Raw genomic sequence first — 18,262 nt, forward strand, 5'->3', positions numbered from 1 at the left:
GTAACTCCAAGGACAGTTCGCTGAGCGGCGCGCTGACCATATCCGGAGTTACAGTGAATACAACATACAAAAGGAGTGTCAGATGGGCCGCGTGACGAACAGGTACCGGGTTGTGCGACTCGCCGAGGGCGGCGCGGCCGAACGGCCGGACACCCTGGCCGCGGAGGAACCGCTCGAGATCCGCGTCGCCGGGCGCCCGTTGACGGTCACCATGCGCACGCCGGGGAACGATTTCGACCTCGCGCGGGGATTCCTGGTCAGTGAGGGCGTGGTCGCGCGGGCCGGCGACATCGCCGGGATCCGGTACTGCGCAGGGGCCACGCGCGACGGTTCCAACACCTACAACGTGCTCGACGTCGTGCTCGCCGAAGGTGTCACGGCGCCCGACGCGTCGCTGGAACGCAACTTCTACACGACGAGCTCGTGCGGCGTGTGCGGCAAGGCGAGCTTGGAGGCCGTGCGCACCGTCAGTTCGTGGACCGTAGGCGACGATCCGGTCGAGTTGTCCGCCGCCACCATCGTCACGATGCCCGACCAGCTCAGGGCCGCACAGCGGGTCTTCGACCGCACGGGTGGGTTGCACGCCGCGGCCCTGTTCGACGTCGACGGCGAACTGCTCTGCGTGCGTGAGGATGTCGGGCGGCACAACGCGGTCGACAAGGTGATCGGATGGGCGCTGGACGGCGACCGGTTGCCACTGCGCGGCACGGTGCTGATGGTCAGCGGCCGCGCGTCGTTCGAGCTCGTCCAGAAGGCCGTGATGGCCGGGATTCCGGCCATGGCCGCGGTGTCGGCGCCGTCGTCACTGGCGGTCGACCTGGCCAGGGAGATGGGTCTGACGCTTGTGGGTTTCCTGCGCGGCGCGACCATGAACATCTACGCCGGGGCCGAGCGGATCAGCGACGACCGCTTCGCGACGGTCTAATCCGCCCGGGCCTGGATGTAAGGCCCGATGTCAGGCCTGGGCGGCCTTGGCCATGCGCTCCTCGTGGTAGGTCTGCCGCGTGCGGTCGGTGTGCCGCCGCATGATGTCGGTCGCCTGTTCCACGTCATGGGCCGCGATCGCCTTGATCAGTTCGGCGTGCTCGGACCACGCATCGTGTCCGCGCGGGCGTGCGATGGGCAGGTAGTACCAGCGCCACTTACGTTCGACGAGGCTGATGTGGTCGGCGAGCACCTGGTTCCCGGCCAGCTCGGTGATCGCGGCGTGCAGCGCCGCGTTGGCCTCCACCAGGCCCTCGGAATTGTTGGTGGTGAGTGCGTTGAGCCCGTCCTGCTGAAGCTCCCACAACCGGTTCACGTCCTCGGGTGTCGCGCGTTCGGCGGCCAGGGCGGCCGAGTAGGTCTCAAGGACCGTGCGGACCCCGAGCAGCTGGTCCACCTCCTCCTCGGAGGGGACGTGGACGAACGCGCCCTGGGCCGGGCGGAGTTCGATCCAGCCGTCGGTCTGCAGGCGCTGCAGCGCCTCGCGGACGGGCTGGCGGCTGACGCCCAGGTATTCGGCGAGCTCGGCCTCCACGAGGTGCTGGCCGCGCTGCAGGGTGCCCTGGATGATCATCTCGATGATCGCGTCGTATACGGCCTGGCGTAGGGGAGCGGGCCGTACGACGCGAGGTGCGGCGTCGCCCAGCATGTTTGACGGCGACGCCTTCTTGGGTTTGCCGGCGGGATACGGACGGGACATGGCTGGCGGCTCCTTAGCCTCTGAGGTTGCTCCAAGCTTACCGGTTTTTGGTATGCAATGAACCGTGACCCTCTGAATGTCTGCGGCGCGTCGTCGCACTTGGTGGGGTACCTCGTACGCACAGAAAACAACCCCGGGCGCGGCGGTCATGTGACTCACCGCGCCCGGGGCCGTTTCAACTGTGGTGTCGCGCCTGGCCTCTAGTCGGCCGCCAGCGACGCCTCCTTTGCCTGGCTGGAGTGCCGAGCCGGATCCTCGGCGGCCAGCCGCTCGGATTTCGGCAGCTTCGGCTGCTTCAGCAGCAGGGTGAGGAAGGCGCACGCGACGCCCACCGAACCGGCGATGATGAACGCCGCACCGTAACCCCAGGCGCTCACCACGACCGAACCCATACCGGCACCCACCAGACCCGAGACCAGCTTGGAGCTGTACACCAGGCCGTAGTTGGTGGCGTTGTTGTTCTCGCCGAAGTAGTCGGCGGTCATCGCCGCGAACAGCGGGAAGATCGCGCCGCCACCGAAGCCCGAGACCATCGAGGCCAGCAGGAACAGCGGCATGTTGCCGATGGATCCCGAGAAGTACACCGCGTACTGCGCCAGGCCGAGCACCAGACACACCAGGATCAGCGTGTCGCGGCGGCCGAAGCGGTCGGAGATCCAGCCGATCACGCCGCGGCCGGTGCCGTTGATGATGGCCTTGAGGCTCATCGCCAGGGCCACGATGCCGCCTGCGAAGCCCATCTCCTTGCCGAAGGGCACCTGCATGGCGATGCCGAAGATGTTGATGCCCGCCGTGCACAGCAGGACGAACCACATCAGGGGCAGGATGCCGGTCTTGATGGCCTCCATCGGCGTGAACTGCTTGACGGCCGGCGGGTTCTTGCGCAGGGCCCGTGCGATGCGCGGGTCGGACGCGGCGCCCAGCGGGTCGACATGCGGCGGCCACCAGTTCTTCGGCGGGTCCTTGAAGAAGAAGCCGCTCACGGCCACCAGGCCGGCCAGGAAGACGCCTACCGCGAACAGGACTCCCTGGTAGTTGGCGAGATCCATGTACGACGTGAAGATGAAGATGAAGGGCACCGAGCCGTAGGCGAAGCCGCCGTTGACGAAGCCGGTCTTGCCGCCTTTGCGTTCGGGATACCACTTACCCACCATGTTCACGCAGGTGGCGTATACGAAGCCGGCCGCGCCGCCACCGAAGAAGCTGAATCCGAGGTAGGCGAAGAACACGTTCGGCGAGTAGGCCAGCGCCAGGTAACCCATCAGGGATCCCGCCGCACCGAGCATCATGGCCGCGCGTGCCGACAGCTTGCCGCTCTCGCGGAGCTTGCCTGCCGGGAAGGCGACCGCGGCCTGGAAGAGGACCCAGGCGCCCAGCAGCCAGAAGATGTGCGAGCCATGCCAGCCGTGTGCGTCGGCCAGCGTGTCCTCGGCGGAAGTGAAGGCGTACTCCGAGGAGCTGATCGCCATCATCGAGATCCACGGCAGCCAGACCATCCAGGCCCGGGAGCGTCCCAGGATGTCGCGATCGGTCTCGCCGATCCGGTACACCCGGCCGTTGTCGTCGACCACCTCGCGGTAGGTCGGCTGAGCTGAAGAGGTCATGCGCGCCGAACCTCTCGATCAGGGGTCGGCCGGCAGGGGCCTGACCTGTGGATTCTGGATATTGCATACAGATTCATGTCGGGTAACCAATCGATCAGTGGGGCAACACGTGACGACGATCACATCGCAAGGTATACGACATACAAATCTGTGCGCAAGGTCAAATCGCGCTGTGAATCCGCTGGAGGTTCCGGATCGTCGACTTGACGCGCGTCCAAAAGCCTGTGACCTCAGCAGATGCAAACCTTGAAAAATGCTGTGAATGAAGAATATTCGTCCTTGCGGAGGAAACCAAGAGGGTTGGATGGACGCAGAGGGTGTCGCTGTGGGCAACCTGTGAATGCGCTGGGCCGATGCGTCGGAGCGTCCCCGGAATTGGCCGTCACATAGATCTCTCCGAACTCTGGACAAGCCTGTGTTACGTGGGACACACTTTCGATGAACGCATACGGTATGCAATCGGGGGATTGCATCGGGGTTACCCCGATCTGAAGGCGTAGTGCCTGGCCCCGAGCACTTTTTGGCGAGTAGAGGGATGGACATGGCCGAGACCCGACCTGTGAACGATGACCCCGCAGTGCCGAAAAACGTCGGTGGGAAGGCGTTGTCCGGCGTCCGCGTACTGGACATGACGCATGTGCAATCCGGACCGTCGGCAACGCAGCTGCTGGCGTGGCTGGGCGCCGACGTCATCAAACTCGAGGCACCCAAGACCGGGGACATCACCCGCAACCAGCTGCGTGACGTGCCGGGCGTCGACAGCCTGTACTTCACGATGCTCAACTGCAACAAGCGCAGCATCACGGTCAACATGAAAAGTGACGCCGGCAAGCAGATCTTCACCGACCTGGTGTCCCGCGTGGACATCCTGGTGGAGAACTTCGGGCCGGGCGTCGTCGACCGCTTCGGTTTCCCGTGGGAACGGCTGCAGGAGATCAATCCGAGGCTGATCTACGCCTCGATCAAGGGCTTCGGTCCCGGTAAATACGCCAACTTCAAGGCGTACGAGGTCATCGCACAGGCCATGGGCGGTTCGATGGCCACCACGGGCTTCGAACACGCTCCGCCCACGGTCACCGGAGCGCAGATCGGTGATTCCGGGACCGGCATCCACCTGGTCGCGGGAGTTCTCGCCGCGCTGTACCAACGCGTCAGCACCGGTCGCGGACAACGCGTCGAGGTCGCGATGCAGGAGGCCGTGCTCAATCTCTGCCGCGTGAAACTGCGTGATCAGCAACGGCTCACGCACGGTCCGTTGGCCGAATACCCCAACGACAACTTCACCGACGAGGTGCCGCGCGCCGGCAACGCCTCCGGCGGCGGGCAGCCCGGATGGGCGGTGCGGACCAAGGGCGGCGGGCCCAACGACTACATCTACATCATCGTCCAACCGCAGGTCTGGGCTCCGCTGGCCGAGCTGATCGGCCATCCCGAGCTCGCCGACCACCCGGACTGGGCGCGTCCTGAAAATCGGCTGAACAAGCTGGACAAGATGTTCGCGCTGATCGAGGACTGGTCGGAGCGGCTCTCCAAGTGGGAGGCGCTTGAGGCGCTCAACGCGTTGAACGTCCCCTGCGGACCAGTGCTCGGCACCAAGGAACTCATCGAGGATGAGACGTTGGCCGAACTCGGCGCGGTCGTCGAGGTCGAACACCCGCAGCGGGGCTCGTTCAAGACCGTCGGGTCGCCGCTGCGTCTGTCGGATTCCCCGGTGGAGATCGTCCGCTCGCCGCTGCTCGGCGAACACACCGACGCGATCTGCGCCGAACTGGGCTACACGCCAGAACAACTCGAACTCTTCCGGGTCTCCGGAGCCATCTGAAAGAACGGGTCAGCAGCCCACGAGCGAAAGGCAGTGCGTATCGAGTCAAGCTGTTAGGCACTACCGCAAGTGCATTGAGACGACGACGATCATCGGCACGCTGTGCGTGCCGCGATTACGGCAAGCGCTCGACATCAGGCACGGTGACCACCACCTTGCGTGAATGGGGCAATCGAGCGCCGGCCGCGATCATCGCAAGAAAGAGAATGAACGATGTCTTCAGCGCTCGCAAATTACCGCGAGATAACTGACGCGAACAACCGCGTCTACCGCATCGGAGAATCCGATCGCGAAATCCTGGGCCGTTCACGGTCCTGGATGGTCTGGCTGCCGTGGCTCGCCATGATGGCCGTGAGTGTTTACGAATACGGCTATGGCGCCGCCGAAGAGGCCATCCGGGACGCACACGGGTGGAGCATGTCGGAGACGTTCTGGCTGCTGGCCATCTGGGCGCTGTTCCAGGCCGGCATCGCCTTCCCCGCAGGCAAACTGCGTGAGAAGGGCATCGTGTCGGCTCGTGCCGCGATGCTCATCGGCGCGGCCCTGTCCGCACTCGGGTTCGTCACCCTCACCCAGGGGAACCTGTTCGTCGCGTACCTCGGCTTCGCGGTGTGCGGCGGTATCGGGGCAGGCCTGGTGTACGCGACGTGTATCAACATGGTCGGCAAGTGGTTCCCCGAACGACGCGGCGGCAAGACCGGTTTCGTCAACGGCGGATTTGCTTACGGCGCAGTACCGTTCATTTTCATCTTCAGCTACGCGCTGCACCCGAGCACCTACGTGTGGGTGCTCGACCTCGTCGGTGCGTACATGCTGGTGGTCCTCGTCATCTGCGGCCTGATGTTCCGCGACCCGCCGAAGAACTGGTGGCCGGAGTCGGTCGACCCGCTGCAGTGGGCCAACAGCAAGGCCGGTGCCAAGGGGCTGGCCAAGAACCCGCCTGCCGTCAAGCAGTTCACGCCGATGGAGGCCATCAAGACCGGCATGTTGCCGCTCATGTGGCTGTCGTTGGGCATCAGCGCAGGTGTGTCTCTCTTCGGCAGCAGCTACATGGTGCCGTTCGCCAAGGAACTCGGCTTCGGGCCGCTGATCGCGGCATCGTCGGCGGGCGTGCTGTCGATCATCAACGGCACCGGACGCGGCGCGACCGGATGGGTGTCGGACCGGCTCGGCCGCAAGCTGACGCTGATCCTGGTGCTGCTGGTGTCGGCCGTGGCGCTCGTGGGCCTGCTCTACGCGGGTCAGGCGCACAACGAGGTCCTGTTCCTGTTCTTCGCCTTCCTGGTGGGCTTCGGTGGCGGCGCGTTCTACCCGATGTTCGCGGCGCTGACCCCGGACTACTTCGGTGAGAACAACAACGCCAGTAACTACGGCCTGGTCTACAGCTCCAAGCTGCTGGGCTCGGTCGTCGGTATCGGTGTGGGCGCCAGCGTGATCGACACCTGGGGGTACGCCGGTGCGTACTGGATCGCCGCGGCCAGCGCCCTGGTGTCCGCCGCCATCGCTGTGTTCCTGCGCCAGCCAGGTCGCCGCAGCGGGGCAGCGGTTGCCCCGAGTTCGACGAAGACGTCCACGTTGGCGTCGGCGTCGGACTGACCGAACAACCGGCCGAGGGGGTCATGGAGGGGGATCCCCTCGGCCGTGTCCACACGAATACGTACATCGAGATCGGAGAGAACCCGCGCCGTGACCACAATGCTGATCCACCACGAGATCTTCGCCGCCCACCGCACCGCGGCCGGGCACCCGGAACGTCCGGACCGCTATCGAGCGGTGGAAATGGCCTTGGCGCAGAGCCGGTTCGACGATCTGCTGCGGGTCGAGGCCGAACTCGCCGAACTCGACGTCACGCGGTACGTCCACAGCAACGCCTACGTCGACGCGCTCGAGGCTGCGCGACCGACCGACGGCTTCGTCTACCTCGACGGCGGCGACACCATGATGGAGCCCTCGACGTGGGAGGTCGTGCTACGCGGTGTCGGCGGCACACTGCAGGCCGTCGACAGTGTGCTCGACGGTACGGCGCAGAACGCCTTCGTCGCGTGCCGCCCGCCGGGGCACCACGCGGAAACCGAGCGCGCGATGGGCTTCTGCCTGTTCAACAACATCAGCATCGGGGCGCGTCACGCGCAGCTCAAGCACGGATTGTCGCGCGTCGCGATCGTCGACTTCGACGTGCACCACGGCAACGGAACCCAGGAGATCTTCTACTCCGACGGCAGTGTGGTGTACGCCTCGACCCATCAGATGCCGCTGTTCCCCGGCACCGGTGCAACCGATGAGACGGGCGTCGGCAACATTTTCAACGCACCGCTGCGCGCGGGCGACGGCGGTGACGAACTGCGGGAGGCGTTCCGGGACCGGATCATCCCGGCGGTCGACCGCTTCGAACCGGAACTGATCATCGTCTCGGCGGGTTTCGACGCCCACGAACGCGATCCGCTGGGATCACTGTCGATGACGGCAGACGATTTCGGTTGGGCCACAAGGGAGCTGATGGCAGCGGCCGAGCGGCACTGCGAAGGCCGGTTGGTGTCGGTGCTCGAAGGCGGATACGACCTGCAGGGCCTGCGGGAGTCGGTCAGCGCCCACGTGGACGAACTGGTGCGAGGCTGATCAGTGAACCAGTTCGCGCAGGCCGAGATCCCACTCTCGGTTGCGGCTCCGGTTGAGCACGACGTGCAGCGCGGCGTAGCCGCCGCCGATCAGGCCCACCATGGCCAGCCAGGCGAACACGAACACGCCGATACCGGCGATGCGTGCGTCGGACTCGGTCTTCGGTGCCGACGTCACGGCGCCTTTCTCGTCGAGCCAGATCTGCACCGTGTCGCCGGCCTTCACCGGATGGTCGACGGAGGTTTCGGCGGTCCGCACACCGCGGTTGGTTTCCCACTTCACCGGCACACGGAAGGACGCCGCTGCCGAGGACTCGGCCACCGTGGGATCGATCGTGCTGCCCTTGGTCGCTGTCGCGTCGACGGCGTGACGCGTAGCGGCCTCGGCAGCAATGGTTTCGGCACGTCCGGCGTATCCGGCTTGGCCCAGAAGCGCCGCGGGATAGAGGGCCACGACCGCCAGTAGCAGTCCGGCGATCAGTGCCCATGCCTGGATGCGATCGGCACGGCGCACAAGCGGTGTGCGGACGAACGCACAGGCCGCCCACCAGCGGACGGGGGTCGCCGTACCAGACGGAACCCGTGCGCGGGTTTTTGTATACATACAAAGATGGTCGCCCATGGTCGCGTAGGCATGCCACTCGATTACCGGCGATATCGGTCACACCCGTGCCCCTGCGGGGTGAAAGCCCAGCAAAATCCGCACGAGTGTGGCTCAGAACACGGGCAATCCGGGGTCCATTCCGAGGCGCACGCGGCCCGCGGGTGCGTGGCGGACGGCGCTTCACATGGTCAGCAGCGCCACCACGGCCACGATCGCGCACCAGACGCATGTGACGACGAACGCGGCCGGTACCCCTGCCCCCGGCAGGGGGCGGCCGTCGCGCATCGCGGATTCGACGGCGCGGGATCGGCGCCGGTATGCGACCACGAGCCCGAGCGCGACAACTGCGGCCGAACCGAAGGCGATTGTGGCGACGGCATTCTGCCCGAGAACAACGGGTCTGCCGACCAGCGCGAGGACGGCCACGAGCGCCAGCAGCGACCGGCGCCAGGTCAGCCTGGTGCGTTCGACCTGTAGTCCGCTGTCACGCATGGGTGTCACCCCAGCAGGAGCCCGGCCAGAATGACGAGCCCGATGACCGGTAGCGCGACGGTCAGGCCCGGTGCCAGGACCGAGGACGGCAGTGGTTCTCCTCGGCGCATCGCGCGTTCGGTGGCGGCCCACGACAACCACGCGACCGGCGGGAGCGCGATCGCGAGCACCACCAGGGCGACCGAGGCCACGAGGCGAAGAGTGGGCTGCAGCGGTAGACCCAGCGTCTCCAGTGCGACGCCCGCGGCCAGCAGAGCCAGTGACGTGCGCAGCCAGGCGAGCAGGGTGCGCTCGTTGGCCAGGGTGAACCGCGGGTCGGGATCTGAACCCGTGTCGTACACGGATCGCGGGAATCGGTTGCGCATGAGCGTTCCCACTCTATTGCTCGTTCCTCGAGATGACCGTTCGCATTGAAGGGTCGCCGCTCCCGTGGTTTCATATGACAATTGATTGTCGAACAATCTGGGGGTAGCGGTGTCATCTGTGGTCGTTGTGGGATCCGGGGTCGTCGGTCTGTGCACCGCGTGGAATCTGGCACGGGCCGGTGCCGAAGTGACCGTCGTGTCGGATCTGGATCCCGAACGGGAGATCGGATGGGGTTCGGGTGCCTGGGTGAATGCGAGCAGCAAGGTCCGGCTCGGATACCCCGATCACTACACGCTGCTCAACCAGCGGGGCATGACGGCGCTGCACCACCTCGCCGAAAAGCTCACGGACGAACGCTGGCTGCACATCACCGGCGCCGTCGAGATTGTTTCAGGAGACGATCAGCGGCGCACCCTTGCCGAGGATGTTCGTCGCCTGGTCGAATTCGATTACCCTGCGGAGCTTCTCGATGATGCAGACGCGGCACGGGTGATGCCGGGGGTGCGCCTGGCCGACGACGAGGCGGCCGCGGTGTTTCCCGCCGAGGGGTGGGTCGACATCGCGTTGCTCCTCACGACCCTCACTGCCGCCATCGCCGAAGCGGGTGGCAGATTCGTCCGCCGAACCGTGACCGGTTTCGTCGACGACGCCGGCACCGTGACGGGAGTCGGCCTGGATGACGGGTCGGTGCTGAGCGCTGACCGCTACGTCATCGCGGCCGGAGCATGGACCGGACAACTCGCCGCACTCGCAGGCATCGACATCCCCGTTCTCCCGGCCGACCACCCCAAGGTGCCCGGCCTCGCGGTTGCCGTCACCAGCCCGGCCAACGAGTCGTTCCCGATTCTCGTCACACCCGAGGTGGTCGCACGCCCATCGGGCCCGAACCGCATGTTGCTGGCCGGAGACAGCCACGGCATCGCCCTGACGATCGATTCGCCACGCTCGGATCTCATCCGGGCCGCCGAGGTCCTGCTCGCGCGAGCAGCGGCACGTGTCCCCGCGCTGGCGGCCTCCGCCATCCTCGACGTGCGGTTGAGCCTGCGCGCGATTCCGTCGGACGGCATCACCATCGCGGGATTCCCGGCCGGGCGTGACGACGTGTACGTGCTGACCACACACAGCGGGTTCTCCCTGGCCGCTGTTCTCGGAGACCTCGCGGCACGCGAGATCCTCACCGGGCAAGAGCAGCAAGCCCTGCATGAGTACCGGCCGACCCGCTTCTCCGCCAATGCCTCTGCCTGAGGGAGCCATCGTGAACAAGAGCATGCAGCGTCTGGCCCGCAGTGCGCTGGCCTGTTGCGTCGCGGGAGCCCTCGTCAGCGGATGTTCGTCCGCGCCGGGCGACACGTCGCAGGAAACCGACGGCGCGAAACCGAGCGGCCAGGAGATCACCGTGGCCACCGACGCCACGTACCGTCCGTTCGAGACCGTCGACCCCGCCACGAAGAAGATCGTCGGCCTCGATGCCGACCTCGTCGAGGCGATCGGTGACACGCTCGGGCTCACGGTGAAGTTCACCAACGTCGGATTCGACAGCATCGTGCCGGGGCTTCAGGCCCGCAAGTACGACGCCGCCGCGTCGGGGATCTCGGTGACACCCGAACGTGAGAAAGTCGTCGACTTCGTCCCGTACATGAGTGCGGGTTCGGGGCTCGCGGTGCAGAAGGGCAATCCGCACGACCTGAAGATGGAGCCACTTGCATTGTGCGGGCACACCATCGGCGCACCGAAGGGCACGATCCAGGCGATCGGCCAACTGCCCGAGATCTCGGCCAAATGCGTGGCAGAGGGCAAGCCCGAGATATCGATCTCCCAGTTCCCCTCGCAGGACGCGGTCAACCTCGCGCTTTCGAGCGGCCGCATCGACGCCGCGATGGCCGCCAACATAAGCCTGGCCATCGAGGTCGAGGAATCCGACGGCGCACTGGAACTCGCACCCGGCGATCCTTACGACCCGAGCCCCGTCGGCATCGCCTTCCCCAAGGGCTCCGATCTGCTGCCGGCCGTCAAGACCGCGATGGCGCAACTGGATTCGAGCGGTGAGCTCAAGAAGATCGTCACCAAGTGGGGCATGCCGGAGAACTCGATCTACACCGGTGCATCGTGACCGGCGCGATGACGGCGACCGAGACGTGCGAAACGCAGTCCCCCGGCGTCGCACGTGTGGTCAGACAACGCCATCTCGGGCGCTGGCTCAGCGGCGGTGTCATGGTCGTCCTCGTCGCGCTCGCACTCCGATCGGTGGCCACCAATGACCGCTTCGGGTGGCCGCTGGTCGCGGGGTACCTCTTCGACCCGCAGATCCTCGAGGGCGTCCGCCTCACGCTGGTCCTGACGTTCGTGTGCATGGCCATCGGCATCGTGCTCGGTACCGTGCTGGCCGTCATGCGGTTGTCGGCGAATCCCGTCGCGCAGGCCCTGGCGTTCGCGTATGTGGGGTTCTTCCGTGGCACACCGGTGCTGGTCCAGTTGATCTTCTGGTTCAACTTCGCCGCGCTGTACCCGCACCTGTCGTTCGGCATACCCGGCGTCGACATCGACGCGAACGCGCTGATCAGCCCGGTCCTCGCCGGTGTGCTGGGACTCGGGCTCCACGAGGCGGCGTATATGGCCGAGATAATCAGGGGTGGAATAGGTTCCATCGATGTCGGGCAGATCGAGGCGGCACGGGCTTTGGGCTTGAGGAAGAACCAGGTGCTCCGGCGGATCGTGCTGCCGCAGGCGATGCGGGTGATCGTGCCTCCGACCGGCAACGAGGTGGTCGGCATGCTGAAGACCAGCTCACTGGTCAGCGTCCTGGCGGTCGGTGAACTGCTGTACTCCGCACAGCTGATCTACGCTTCGAACTACCAGACGATTCCGCTGCTGATCGTCGCGAGCCTGTGGTACCTGGTGCTGACCGCGGTGCTCAGCGCCGGTCAGATGCGGCTCGAGCGGCACTTCGCCAGGGGCAGCGTCGAAATCAGAACCGCTGCCGCAGAATGGGTTCGCGGCTGGTTGGGCCTCGGTCATCTCGCGAGGCGAGGTGTGCGATGACGGTGCCCTCCGAGACGGCGCGACCCCTTGTGCGCGCGCAGAGCGTGACCAAGTCGTTCGGGACCGTACGGGTGCTCGACAACGTCGACGTCGAGATCGCGCGCGGTGAGGTGGTCTGTCTGATCGGTCCGTCCGGATCGGGCAAGAGCACCTTCCTGCGATGCATCAACCACCTGGAAACCCTTGACGGTGGCCAACTGTGGGTGGACGGCGAACTGGTGGGCTACCGGCGCAAGGGCGACAAGCTGATCGAGTTGAGTGATCGCCAGGCCAGCGTCCGACGTGCCGAGATCGGCATGGTGTTCCAGCATTTCAATCTGTTTCCGCACATGACGGTGATACAGAACATCGTCGAGGCCCCGGTCAGAACCCGGCGTGCCACGCTCGAGGAGGCCACGGCGCGTGGCGAGGATCTGCTCACGCGAATGGGATTGGCAGACAAGCGCACGGTATACCCCGCCGAGTTGTCGGGCGGGCAGAAACAACGCGTCGCCATCGCCCGCGCTCTCGCGATGCAACCGAAACTCATGCTCTTCGACGAGCCGACCTCCGCGCTCGATCCGGAACTGGTCGGTGACGTCCTTCGTGTGATGAAGGGGCTCGCGGAATCGGGTATGACCATGATCATCGTGACCCACGAGATCGGATTCGCACGTGAGGTGGCCGATCGGGTCATCTTCTTCGAGAACGGCCGTGTGGTGGAACAGGGTTCGGCCCGCGATGTGCTCGACTCGCCGTCGAACCCGCGCACCGCGGCCTTCCTGTCCGCGGTGCGCTGACCCGGTGTCTCAATTCTCGCCAGGGTCTGCCGTACCGAGGAGCAGACGTTGAGCCAGGTCGAGCCTGCGCTCGAGCTGCTCGCGTGCGCCGACGGTGTCGCCGTCGAGAAGCATCCTGAGGAACTCCTCGTGGCGGTTGGTGAGCTCGGTGCCCGGAAGGATTGTCGAGTCCCGGTACTGCGAAACCAGGGCGAGTTGCAACTCGCTCATCAGCTCTCCGTGTATCCGGCTGAGGCGCGGGGAGTTCAGGAGACCGACGAGCGTGATGTGAACGAACATGTCGGCACGGTTGCGGTCGACGGCAGCCCCGGTGCGGATCGCTTGCCCGAACTCGTCCACGGCACGCCGCAATTCGGCGAGCGCTGCCGCGCCGGCGGTTCCGGCTGCGTCCACGGCCGTCAGCTCGATGAGTTTGCGCACCACGAACAGATCCCGGATCTCGTCGGCGGTGAGTTGTTTGACCTCGACGCCCCGGAACGAGGTGCGCCGCAGCAGACCTTCGTCGCTCAGACGCACGAGCGCTTCGCGCACCGAGCCGCGCGACACCTTCATCCGCTCGGCGAGATCGACTTCCCGCAGCGGTGTGCCTGGCGTCAGCTCACCCGACAGCACGGCAGCCCGCAGTGCGTCGGAAACGCGCTCGACCGTGGTGGATCGGTTGACCGACAAGTCGGGCAGCAAGGTGTTTCCTCCTCGGGCGCAGGGCAGCTGGCCCCAGACTATCGATGGATCGCCGGACAAACAATTGTCGGACGATTCCCGCGGAATAGGCGTTGCCCGCGCCGGTCAGTCACCCGGGGGCCGGTTGTCGTCGAGACCGGTCGCGGCCCGCAGAAACGGCCCGAACAGGCGCCAACCCAGTTGGAGGGCAATGGCGTCCGCGGTGGCGGCACGGGCGGCGTGATCGTCCTGATGCCGTTGGCGCGCAGCCTCGACGAGTTCTTCGACCACGGGGAACCGGTGTTGGAGCGCTCCTACGTCGTAGCCGTCCAGAAGCGCACGGGCGATGACCTTCCAACTGCGTTCGACGTGGGCCTCGATCACCTCCTCTGGCGCGTCCGTTCCCCGGGCCGTCACCAGTTCGTCGGCGAGGAAATCGAGGACCGCCGCGACGAGGGCCTCCTTGTTGCCGATATGGCGAAAGATCAGTCCGGCGTTGACGCCCGAGCGTTCGGCGACGTCGCGCAGCGACGTCGCGGCCGGTCCGCGTTCGGCGAACAGGTCCGCGGCGTGTGTCAGCACCACGGGGCGAATCCGCGCGCCCGCGTCACGTTGCCCGCCGCTTGCTGTAGTCACTCGACTACATTAGCGTGTAGTCATTCGACTACAAACGTGAGGAGCGCGCAGATGACCGACACGCGCCATGCCCCGCCACCCGCCCCCGGCCCATCCCCGGGTACGACGTGTCCGCGGGGCCGTTCAGTCACCTTGCGGCCGAGCGCGATCGGCTGGCCGCGTTGCGGTGGCGACATTTCGACGCCGAGCAGGTGGGAACGACGCTGGGAGCGCAGATCTCAGGAGTGGACCTCACGAGGCCTCTTGCCGGCGCGGTGTTCGACGAACTGCGCACGGCCCTGCACGAGTACAAGTTCCTGTTCTTCCGTGACCAACCCATGTCCGCGGACGCGCACGCCGCGCTCGCACGGCAGTTCGGGCCGCTGGAGGTGCACCCGCTGCTGCCGGCCAACAGTGCGGAGTCGGCGTTGGCCCGCTTCCAGAAGGACGCCAACGTGTCGGGGTACGAGAACGCCTGGCATCACGACGTCACATGGAGACCCGAGCCGTCGATCCTGGCGATCCTGCACGCCATCGAGGTACCGCCGATCGGGGGCGACACGTTGTTCGCCGACATGTACGCCGCGTACGACTCGCTCGACGACGAGACCAAGGCCGAGATCGACCGCCTCGACGCCGCACACGATTTCACGTACTACCTCCGCGGGCTGATACCGGACGAGAAGATCGCCGAACTGCAGGCCGCGCATCCGCCGGTCACCCACCCCGTGGTGTGCACCCATCCCATCACCGGCCGTCGCCATCTCTACGTCAACCGGATGTTCGTCAGCCACATCGCCGGATATCCCCACGAGGCGGGTCGTGCGCTGCTGGATCGGTTGTGCCGCAAGACCGATACACCCGAGCATCAGGTCCGGTTCCGCTGGACTCCCGACTCGGTGGCGATCTGGGACAACCGGGCCGTGCAGCACTACGCGGCGAGCGACTATTGGCCGCACACGCGCATCATGGAGCGGGCGTCGGTGACCGGGCCCGTGCCCTGCCGCTGACCACCCATACAGAGGGGACCGACCAGATGGCCCGACCGGAGCCTTTCGCCCACGTCACGCCCGATGAGCAACTCGACGATCTCAGAAGGCGGCTGCGGGCGACCCGCTGGAACGATGCGCCCGAGGATGCGGGCTGGTCCATCGGCGCCGACTCCGGTTACCTGAGGGAACTGGTGGCTTACTGGGTCGACGAATTCGACTGGAGACAGCGAGAACTGGAACTGAACGCGTTGCCGCGGTTCCGCGCGTCGCTCGACGGACTCGGCATTCATTTCGTCCACGCGCGGGCCGTCGAAGGATCTCCCGCCCCTTGCCGTTGATCCTCACCCATGGCTGGCCCGACTCGTTCTGGCGGTACGCCAAGGTCATTGCGCTGTTGACCGACCCGGCGAGCCACGGCGGGGATCCCGCCGACGCGTTCGATGTGGTGGTGCCCGACCTTCCCGGATTCGGATACTCGGACCGTCCGCGCATTCCGGCGTTGAATGCGGCCGAGGTCGCCGCGCTGTGGTCGCGCCTCATGACCGCACTGGGCTATCCGCGGTACGGAGCGGTGGGCGGTGACATCGGTAGTAGCGTCAGCCGCTTTCTGGCCCTGGACTTTCCGGAACAAGTGGTTGCGGTGCATCGTATGGACGCCGGCCTGCCTGCGGGGACTGCCGAACTCGGTGACCTCAGCGAAGACGAACGCAGGTGGATCGAGGAGGCGACGCGGTGGGGTGGCGCCGAGGGGGCCTACGCCGCGATGCATCGCACCAAACCGCAGACTGCCGCGGTGGGCCTGACGGACTCGCCGGCCGGTCTCGCTGCGTGGATCGTCGAGAAGATGCGGGCGTGGAGTGACTGCGGCGGGGACGTCGAGAGCGTGTTCAGCAAGGATGACCTCCTCACCAACGTCACGGTGTACTGGATGACCGCCACCATCGGCTCGTCGATGCGTATGTACCGGGCGAATGCCGCGATCCCGGTGGAGCAGTACGCGCGACGCGTCGAGGTGCCGACGGGGTACTCGCTGTTCCGCGGGGACATCGTGCGACCGCCACATGCCTGGCTGCACCGCACCAGCAACGCCGTCTACATCACGGAACCACCGCGCGGTGGGCACTTCGCGCCGTACGAGCAACCGGAACTCTATGCCGAGGAACTGCGGAACTTCTTCCGGCCCTACCGCAATCACACCTGACGGTCTACAACGGAGTGATGCCGTTCACCACCCGCCCGACCGTGACCGGATGGCACGGCATGGCCGCGTCCACCCACTGGCTGGCGTCCGGAACCGCGCAAGCCGTGCTGGAGCGTGGCGGCAACGCCTTCGATGCCGCGGTGGCCGCGGGATTCGTCCTGCACGTCGCCGAACCGCATCTCAACGGTCCAGGCGGGGACATGGTGGCGCTGGTGTCCACCTCCACCACCCCGCAGCCCGTGGTCCTGGTCGGACAGGGGCCTGCGCCTGCCGGTGCGACGATCGCGGCCTTTCGGGAGCGCGGGCTGACGCACGTGCCGGGGGCCGGTGCGCTCGCGGCGGCGGTGCCCGCCGCGGTGGAGACGTGGTTTCACCTGCTGGAGCGTTACGGCACATGGCGGCTGTCCGACGTCCTCGGCTATGCCGCCGAGTACGCCGAGCGCGGCATCGAGTGCAGCGAGCAGCTCTCGGCTGTGCTCGCCACCATGGCCCGTCATTTCACCGCGCACTGGCCGACTTCGCGCGACGTGTGGCTGCCCGACGGCACCCCACCCGCACCTGGTGACCTGGTCCGCAATCCGGCGTATGCGGCCGTGCTGCGCCGGTTGTCCGAGGCCGGCGCGACCGGTACCCGCGTGGCGGGCATCGACCGGGCCCGCCGGATGTGGCGCAATGAGATTGCCTCGGCCATCGTCGAATTCACGTCACGGCCACACCGCCACTCGGGTGGCGGTGACCATGCCGGGGTGCTCACCACATCGGACTTCCAGAATCTGCGGATCGGTTCGGAAGCGTCGCTGCGGCTGCGGTTCCGCGGTGTCGACGTGGTCAAGGCCGGGTTCTGGTCATCGGGGCCGGTGTTGTTGCAGGCGTTGGGAATTCTCGACCAGGCAGCGGCATCGCGCAGCATCGACCCCGACACCGCCGCCGGGGCACACACGATCGTCGAGACCGTCAAGCTGGCGATGGCCGACCGCGAGGCGTACTACGGCGACGCCCGCCCCGACCAGGGGGTCCTTGGGCAACTTCTCTCCGTCGAGTACTGCGCGGAGCGTGCGGGTGCCATCACCGATCACGCAGCGACCGTCGTCGATCCCGGTGTGTTGCCGGGCATCCGGCCCTACCGGTCACGGACCACCGTCACGCCCCACGACGAACTCGGCACGGGTGAGCCGACGGTGTCGCGTACCGGCGAAACCCGCGGTGACACCTGTCATCTGGACGTGGTGGACCGTTTCGGCAACATGATCTCGGCAACCCCGTCCGGCGGGTGGCTGCAGTCGTCACCGGCTGTCCCTGGCCTGGGCTTCTGTCTGGGTACACGGCTGCAGATGACCTGGCTCGACGAGGACAGCCCCTCGGCGTTGAAGCCGGGGACCCGCCCGCGGACGACGCTGAGCCCGACCATGGTGCTCGAGGCGGGCGTACCCGTGACGTCACTGGGCACGCCCGGCGGTGACCAGCAGGACCAGTGGCAACTGCTCTATCTGTTGCGCACCATCGTCACAGGCATGACACCACAACAGGCGATCGACGCTCCGATGTACCACACCACCGCTTTTCCCGGGTCGTTCGTGCCGCGTACCGCATCGGAACGCGGTGTGGTGGTGGAGGATCGGGCCGGAACCGAGGTGATCGACGGATTGCGCGGCCGCGGGCACGACGTGACCGTCACAGACGGTTGGTCACTCGGAAGGCTGTCCATGGTGGGCCGAGACCGTGTGACCGGCCGGTTGTGCGCGGCCGCCAACCCCCGTGGCGGCACCGGTTACGCCGTCGGGCGGTGAAT

19 protein-coding genes are annotated in these 18,262 nt (G+C 66.4%); 12 read left to right on the plus strand and 7 right to left on the minus strand.

Annotated features, from left to right (window positions below):
- Positions 1-82 precede the first annotated feature (82 nt).
- Positions 83-925, plus strand: coding sequence for a formate dehydrogenase accessory sulfurtransferase FdhD (gene fdhD, locus AT701_RS00880; RefSeq protein WP_003891497.1), 843 nt, complete (start codon positions 83-85; stop codon positions 923-925).
- 30 nt (positions 926-955) lie between these two features.
- On the opposite strand, the gene roxY is transcribed toward fdhD, so the two are convergent.
- Both roxY and AT701_RS00890 read right to left on the minus strand, forming a co-directional pair.
- Positions 956-1,684 carry a GntR family transcriptional regulator RoxY gene (gene roxY, locus AT701_RS00885; protein ID WP_003891498.1) on the minus strand — a complete coding sequence of 243 codons (729 nt, stop codon included), beginning with the start codon at positions 1,682-1,684 and terminating at the stop codon, positions 956-958.
- A gap of 200 nt (positions 1,685-1,884) precedes the next feature.
- Entirely contained in the window at positions 1,885-3,288 is a 1,404-nt protein-coding gene (locus AT701_RS00890) for an OFA family MFS transporter (RefSeq protein ID WP_003891499.1), read from the minus strand.
- Between the two features lie 535 nt (positions 3,289-3,823).
- Between AT701_RS00890 and frc the strand changes: the two genes are divergently transcribed.
- From frc to AT701_RS00910, 3 genes are all read left to right on the plus strand, one after another.
- Positions 3,824-5,110 carry a formyl-CoA transferase gene (frc, locus tag AT701_RS00895; protein ID WP_003891500.1) on the plus strand — a complete coding sequence of 429 codons (1,287 nt, stop codon included), beginning with the start codon at positions 3,824-3,826 and terminating at the stop codon, positions 5,108-5,110.
- Between the two features lie 213 nt (positions 5,111-5,323).
- The gene (locus tag AT701_RS00905) at positions 5,324-6,706 is read left to right on the plus strand and encodes an OFA family MFS transporter (RefSeq protein ID WP_003891502.1); all 1,383 of its coding nucleotides are present in this window, start codon (positions 5,324-5,326) and stop codon (positions 6,704-6,706) included.
- Positions 6,707-6,796: 90 nt separating this feature from the next.
- The gene (locus AT701_RS00910) at positions 6,797-7,726 is read left to right on the plus strand and encodes a histone deacetylase family protein (RefSeq protein WP_003891503.1); all 930 of its coding nucleotides are present in this window, start codon (positions 6,797-6,799) and stop codon (positions 7,724-7,726) included.
- Here the strand turns inward: AT701_RS00910 and AT701_RS00915 are convergent, their stop codons facing one another.
- The 3 genes from AT701_RS00915 to AT701_RS00925 form a co-directional block, all read right to left on the minus strand.
- On the minus strand, positions 7,727-8,329 hold the full coding sequence (locus tag AT701_RS00915) for an Rv1733c family protein (protein WP_081319318.1): 603 nt from the start codon (positions 8,327-8,329) through the stop codon (positions 7,727-7,729). It lies immediately after the preceding gene.
- 180 nt (positions 8,330-8,509) lie between these two features.
- Entirely contained in the window at positions 8,510-8,821 is a 312-nt protein-coding gene (locus AT701_RS00920) for a DUF202 domain-containing protein (RefSeq protein ID WP_223495230.1), read from the minus strand.
- Positions 8,822-8,826: 5 nt separating this feature from the next.
- Positions 8,827-9,198, minus strand: a complete 372-nt coding sequence (locus AT701_RS00925; protein WP_003891506.1) for a YidH family protein — start codon at positions 9,196-9,198, stop codon at positions 8,827-8,829.
- Positions 9,199-9,304: 106 nt separating this feature from the next.
- On the opposite strand from AT701_RS00925, the gene AT701_RS00930 reads away from it, so the two are divergent.
- The 4 genes from AT701_RS00930 to AT701_RS00945 are packed head-to-tail and all read left to right on the plus strand — an operon-like array spanning position 9,305 to position 13,005.
- Entirely contained in the window at positions 9,305-10,432 is a 1,128-nt protein-coding gene (locus tag AT701_RS00930; RefSeq protein WP_223495233.1) for an NAD(P)/FAD-dependent oxidoreductase, read from the plus strand.
- A 10-nt stretch (positions 10,433-10,442) separates the two neighbouring features.
- On the plus strand, positions 10,443-11,297 hold the full coding sequence (locus AT701_RS00935) for an ABC transporter substrate-binding protein (RefSeq protein WP_081319657.1): 855 nt from the start codon (positions 10,443-10,445) through the stop codon (positions 11,295-11,297).
- Positions 11,294-12,226 carry an amino acid ABC transporter permease gene (locus tag AT701_RS00940; RefSeq protein WP_014876687.1) on the plus strand — a complete coding sequence of 311 codons (933 nt, stop codon included), beginning with the start codon at positions 11,294-11,296 and terminating at the stop codon, positions 12,224-12,226. The genes AT701_RS00935 and AT701_RS00940 overlap by 4 nt, the downstream gene beginning before the upstream one ends.
- The gene (locus tag AT701_RS00945) at positions 12,223-13,005 is read left to right on the plus strand and encodes an amino acid ABC transporter ATP-binding protein (protein WP_011726716.1); all 783 of its coding nucleotides are present in this window, start codon (positions 12,223-12,225) and stop codon (positions 13,003-13,005) included. The genes AT701_RS00940 and AT701_RS00945 overlap by 4 nt, the downstream gene beginning before the upstream one ends.
- 9 nt (positions 13,006-13,014) lie before the next feature.
- Here the strand turns inward: AT701_RS00945 and AT701_RS00950 are convergent, their stop codons facing one another.
- Positions 13,015-13,686, minus strand: a complete 672-nt coding sequence (locus tag AT701_RS00950) for a GntR family transcriptional regulator (protein ID WP_011726717.1) — start codon at positions 13,684-13,686, stop codon at positions 13,015-13,017.
- Between the two features lie 105 nt (positions 13,687-13,791).
- Positions 13,792-14,301, minus strand: coding sequence for a TetR/AcrR family transcriptional regulator (locus AT701_RS00955; RefSeq protein ID WP_058124948.1), 510 nt, complete (start codon positions 14,299-14,301; stop codon positions 13,792-13,794).
- 107 nt (positions 14,302-14,408) lie between these two features.
- Here AT701_RS00955 and AT701_RS00960 point away from each other — a divergent pair, with 107 nt between their 5' ends.
- From AT701_RS00960 to AT701_RS00970, 4 genes are read left to right on the plus strand one after another with little or no spacing between them, the layout of a single operon-like run.
- Complete coding sequence (locus AT701_RS00960) at positions 14,409-15,290, plus strand: TauD/TfdA dioxygenase family protein (protein WP_235630845.1); 882 nt, start codon at positions 14,409-14,411, stop codon at positions 15,288-15,290.
- A gap of 26 nt (positions 15,291-15,316) precedes the next feature.
- A complete protein-coding gene (locus AT701_RS35540) occupies positions 15,317-15,610 on the plus strand; it encodes an epoxide hydrolase N-terminal domain-containing protein (RefSeq protein WP_223495238.1) in 294 nt (97 codons plus the stop codon).
- Entirely contained in the window at positions 15,601-16,473 is an 873-nt protein-coding gene (locus tag AT701_RS00965) for an alpha/beta fold hydrolase (RefSeq protein ID WP_223495241.1), read from the plus strand. Before AT701_RS35540 ends, AT701_RS00965 begins: the two co-directional genes overlap by 10 nt.
- 17 nt (positions 16,474-16,490) lie before the next feature.
- Positions 16,491-18,260, plus strand: coding sequence for a gamma-glutamyltransferase family protein (locus AT701_RS00970; protein ID WP_058124949.1), 1,770 nt, complete (start codon positions 16,491-16,493; stop codon positions 18,258-18,260).
- The last annotated feature ends 2 nt before the right edge of the window (positions 18,261-18,262 follow it).

Origin of the sequence: Mycolicibacterium smegmatis (assembly GCF_001457595.1) — a bacterium.
In the GTDB taxonomy this organism is placed as follows: Bacteria; Actinomycetota; Actinomycetes; order Mycobacteriales; family Mycobacteriaceae; genus Mycobacterium; species Mycobacterium smegmatis.

Bases quoted from the DNA above. Each gene is read 5' to 3' on its own strand.
- AT701_RS00890 (WP_003891499.1), bottom strand. From the start codon at position 3,288: ATGACCTCTTCAGCTCAGCCGACCTACCGCGAGGTGGTCGACGACAAC.
- roxY (WP_003891498.1), bottom strand. From the start codon at position 1,684: ATGTCCCGTCCGTATCCCGCCGGCAAACCCAAGAAGGCGTCGCCGTCA.
- AT701_RS00970 (WP_058124949.1), top strand. From the start codon at position 16,491: ATGCCGTTCACCACCCGCCCGACCGTGACCGGATGGCACGGCATGGCC.
- AT701_RS00920 (WP_223495230.1), bottom strand. From the start codon at position 8,821: ATGCGTGACAGCGGACTACAGGTCGAACGCACCAGGCTGACCTGGCGC.
- frc (WP_003891500.1), top strand. From the start codon at position 3,824: ATGGACATGGCCGAGACCCGACCTGTGAACGATGACCCCGCAGTGCCG.
- fdhD (WP_003891497.1), top strand. From the start codon at position 83: ATGGGCCGCGTGACGAACAGGTACCGGGTTGTGCGACTCGCCGAGGGC.
- AT701_RS00905 (WP_003891502.1), top strand. From the start codon at position 5,324: ATGTCTTCAGCGCTCGCAAATTACCGCGAGATAACTGACGCGAACAAC.
- AT701_RS00945 (WP_011726716.1), top strand. From the start codon at position 12,223: ATGACGGTGCCCTCCGAGACGGCGCGACCCCTTGTGCGCGCGCAGAGC.
- AT701_RS35540 (WP_223495238.1), top strand. From the start codon at position 15,317: ATGGCCCGACCGGAGCCTTTCGCCCACGTCACGCCCGATGAGCAACTC.
- AT701_RS00915 (WP_081319318.1), bottom strand. From the start codon at position 8,329: ATGTATACAAAAACCCGCGCACGGGTTCCGTCTGGTACGGCGACCCCC.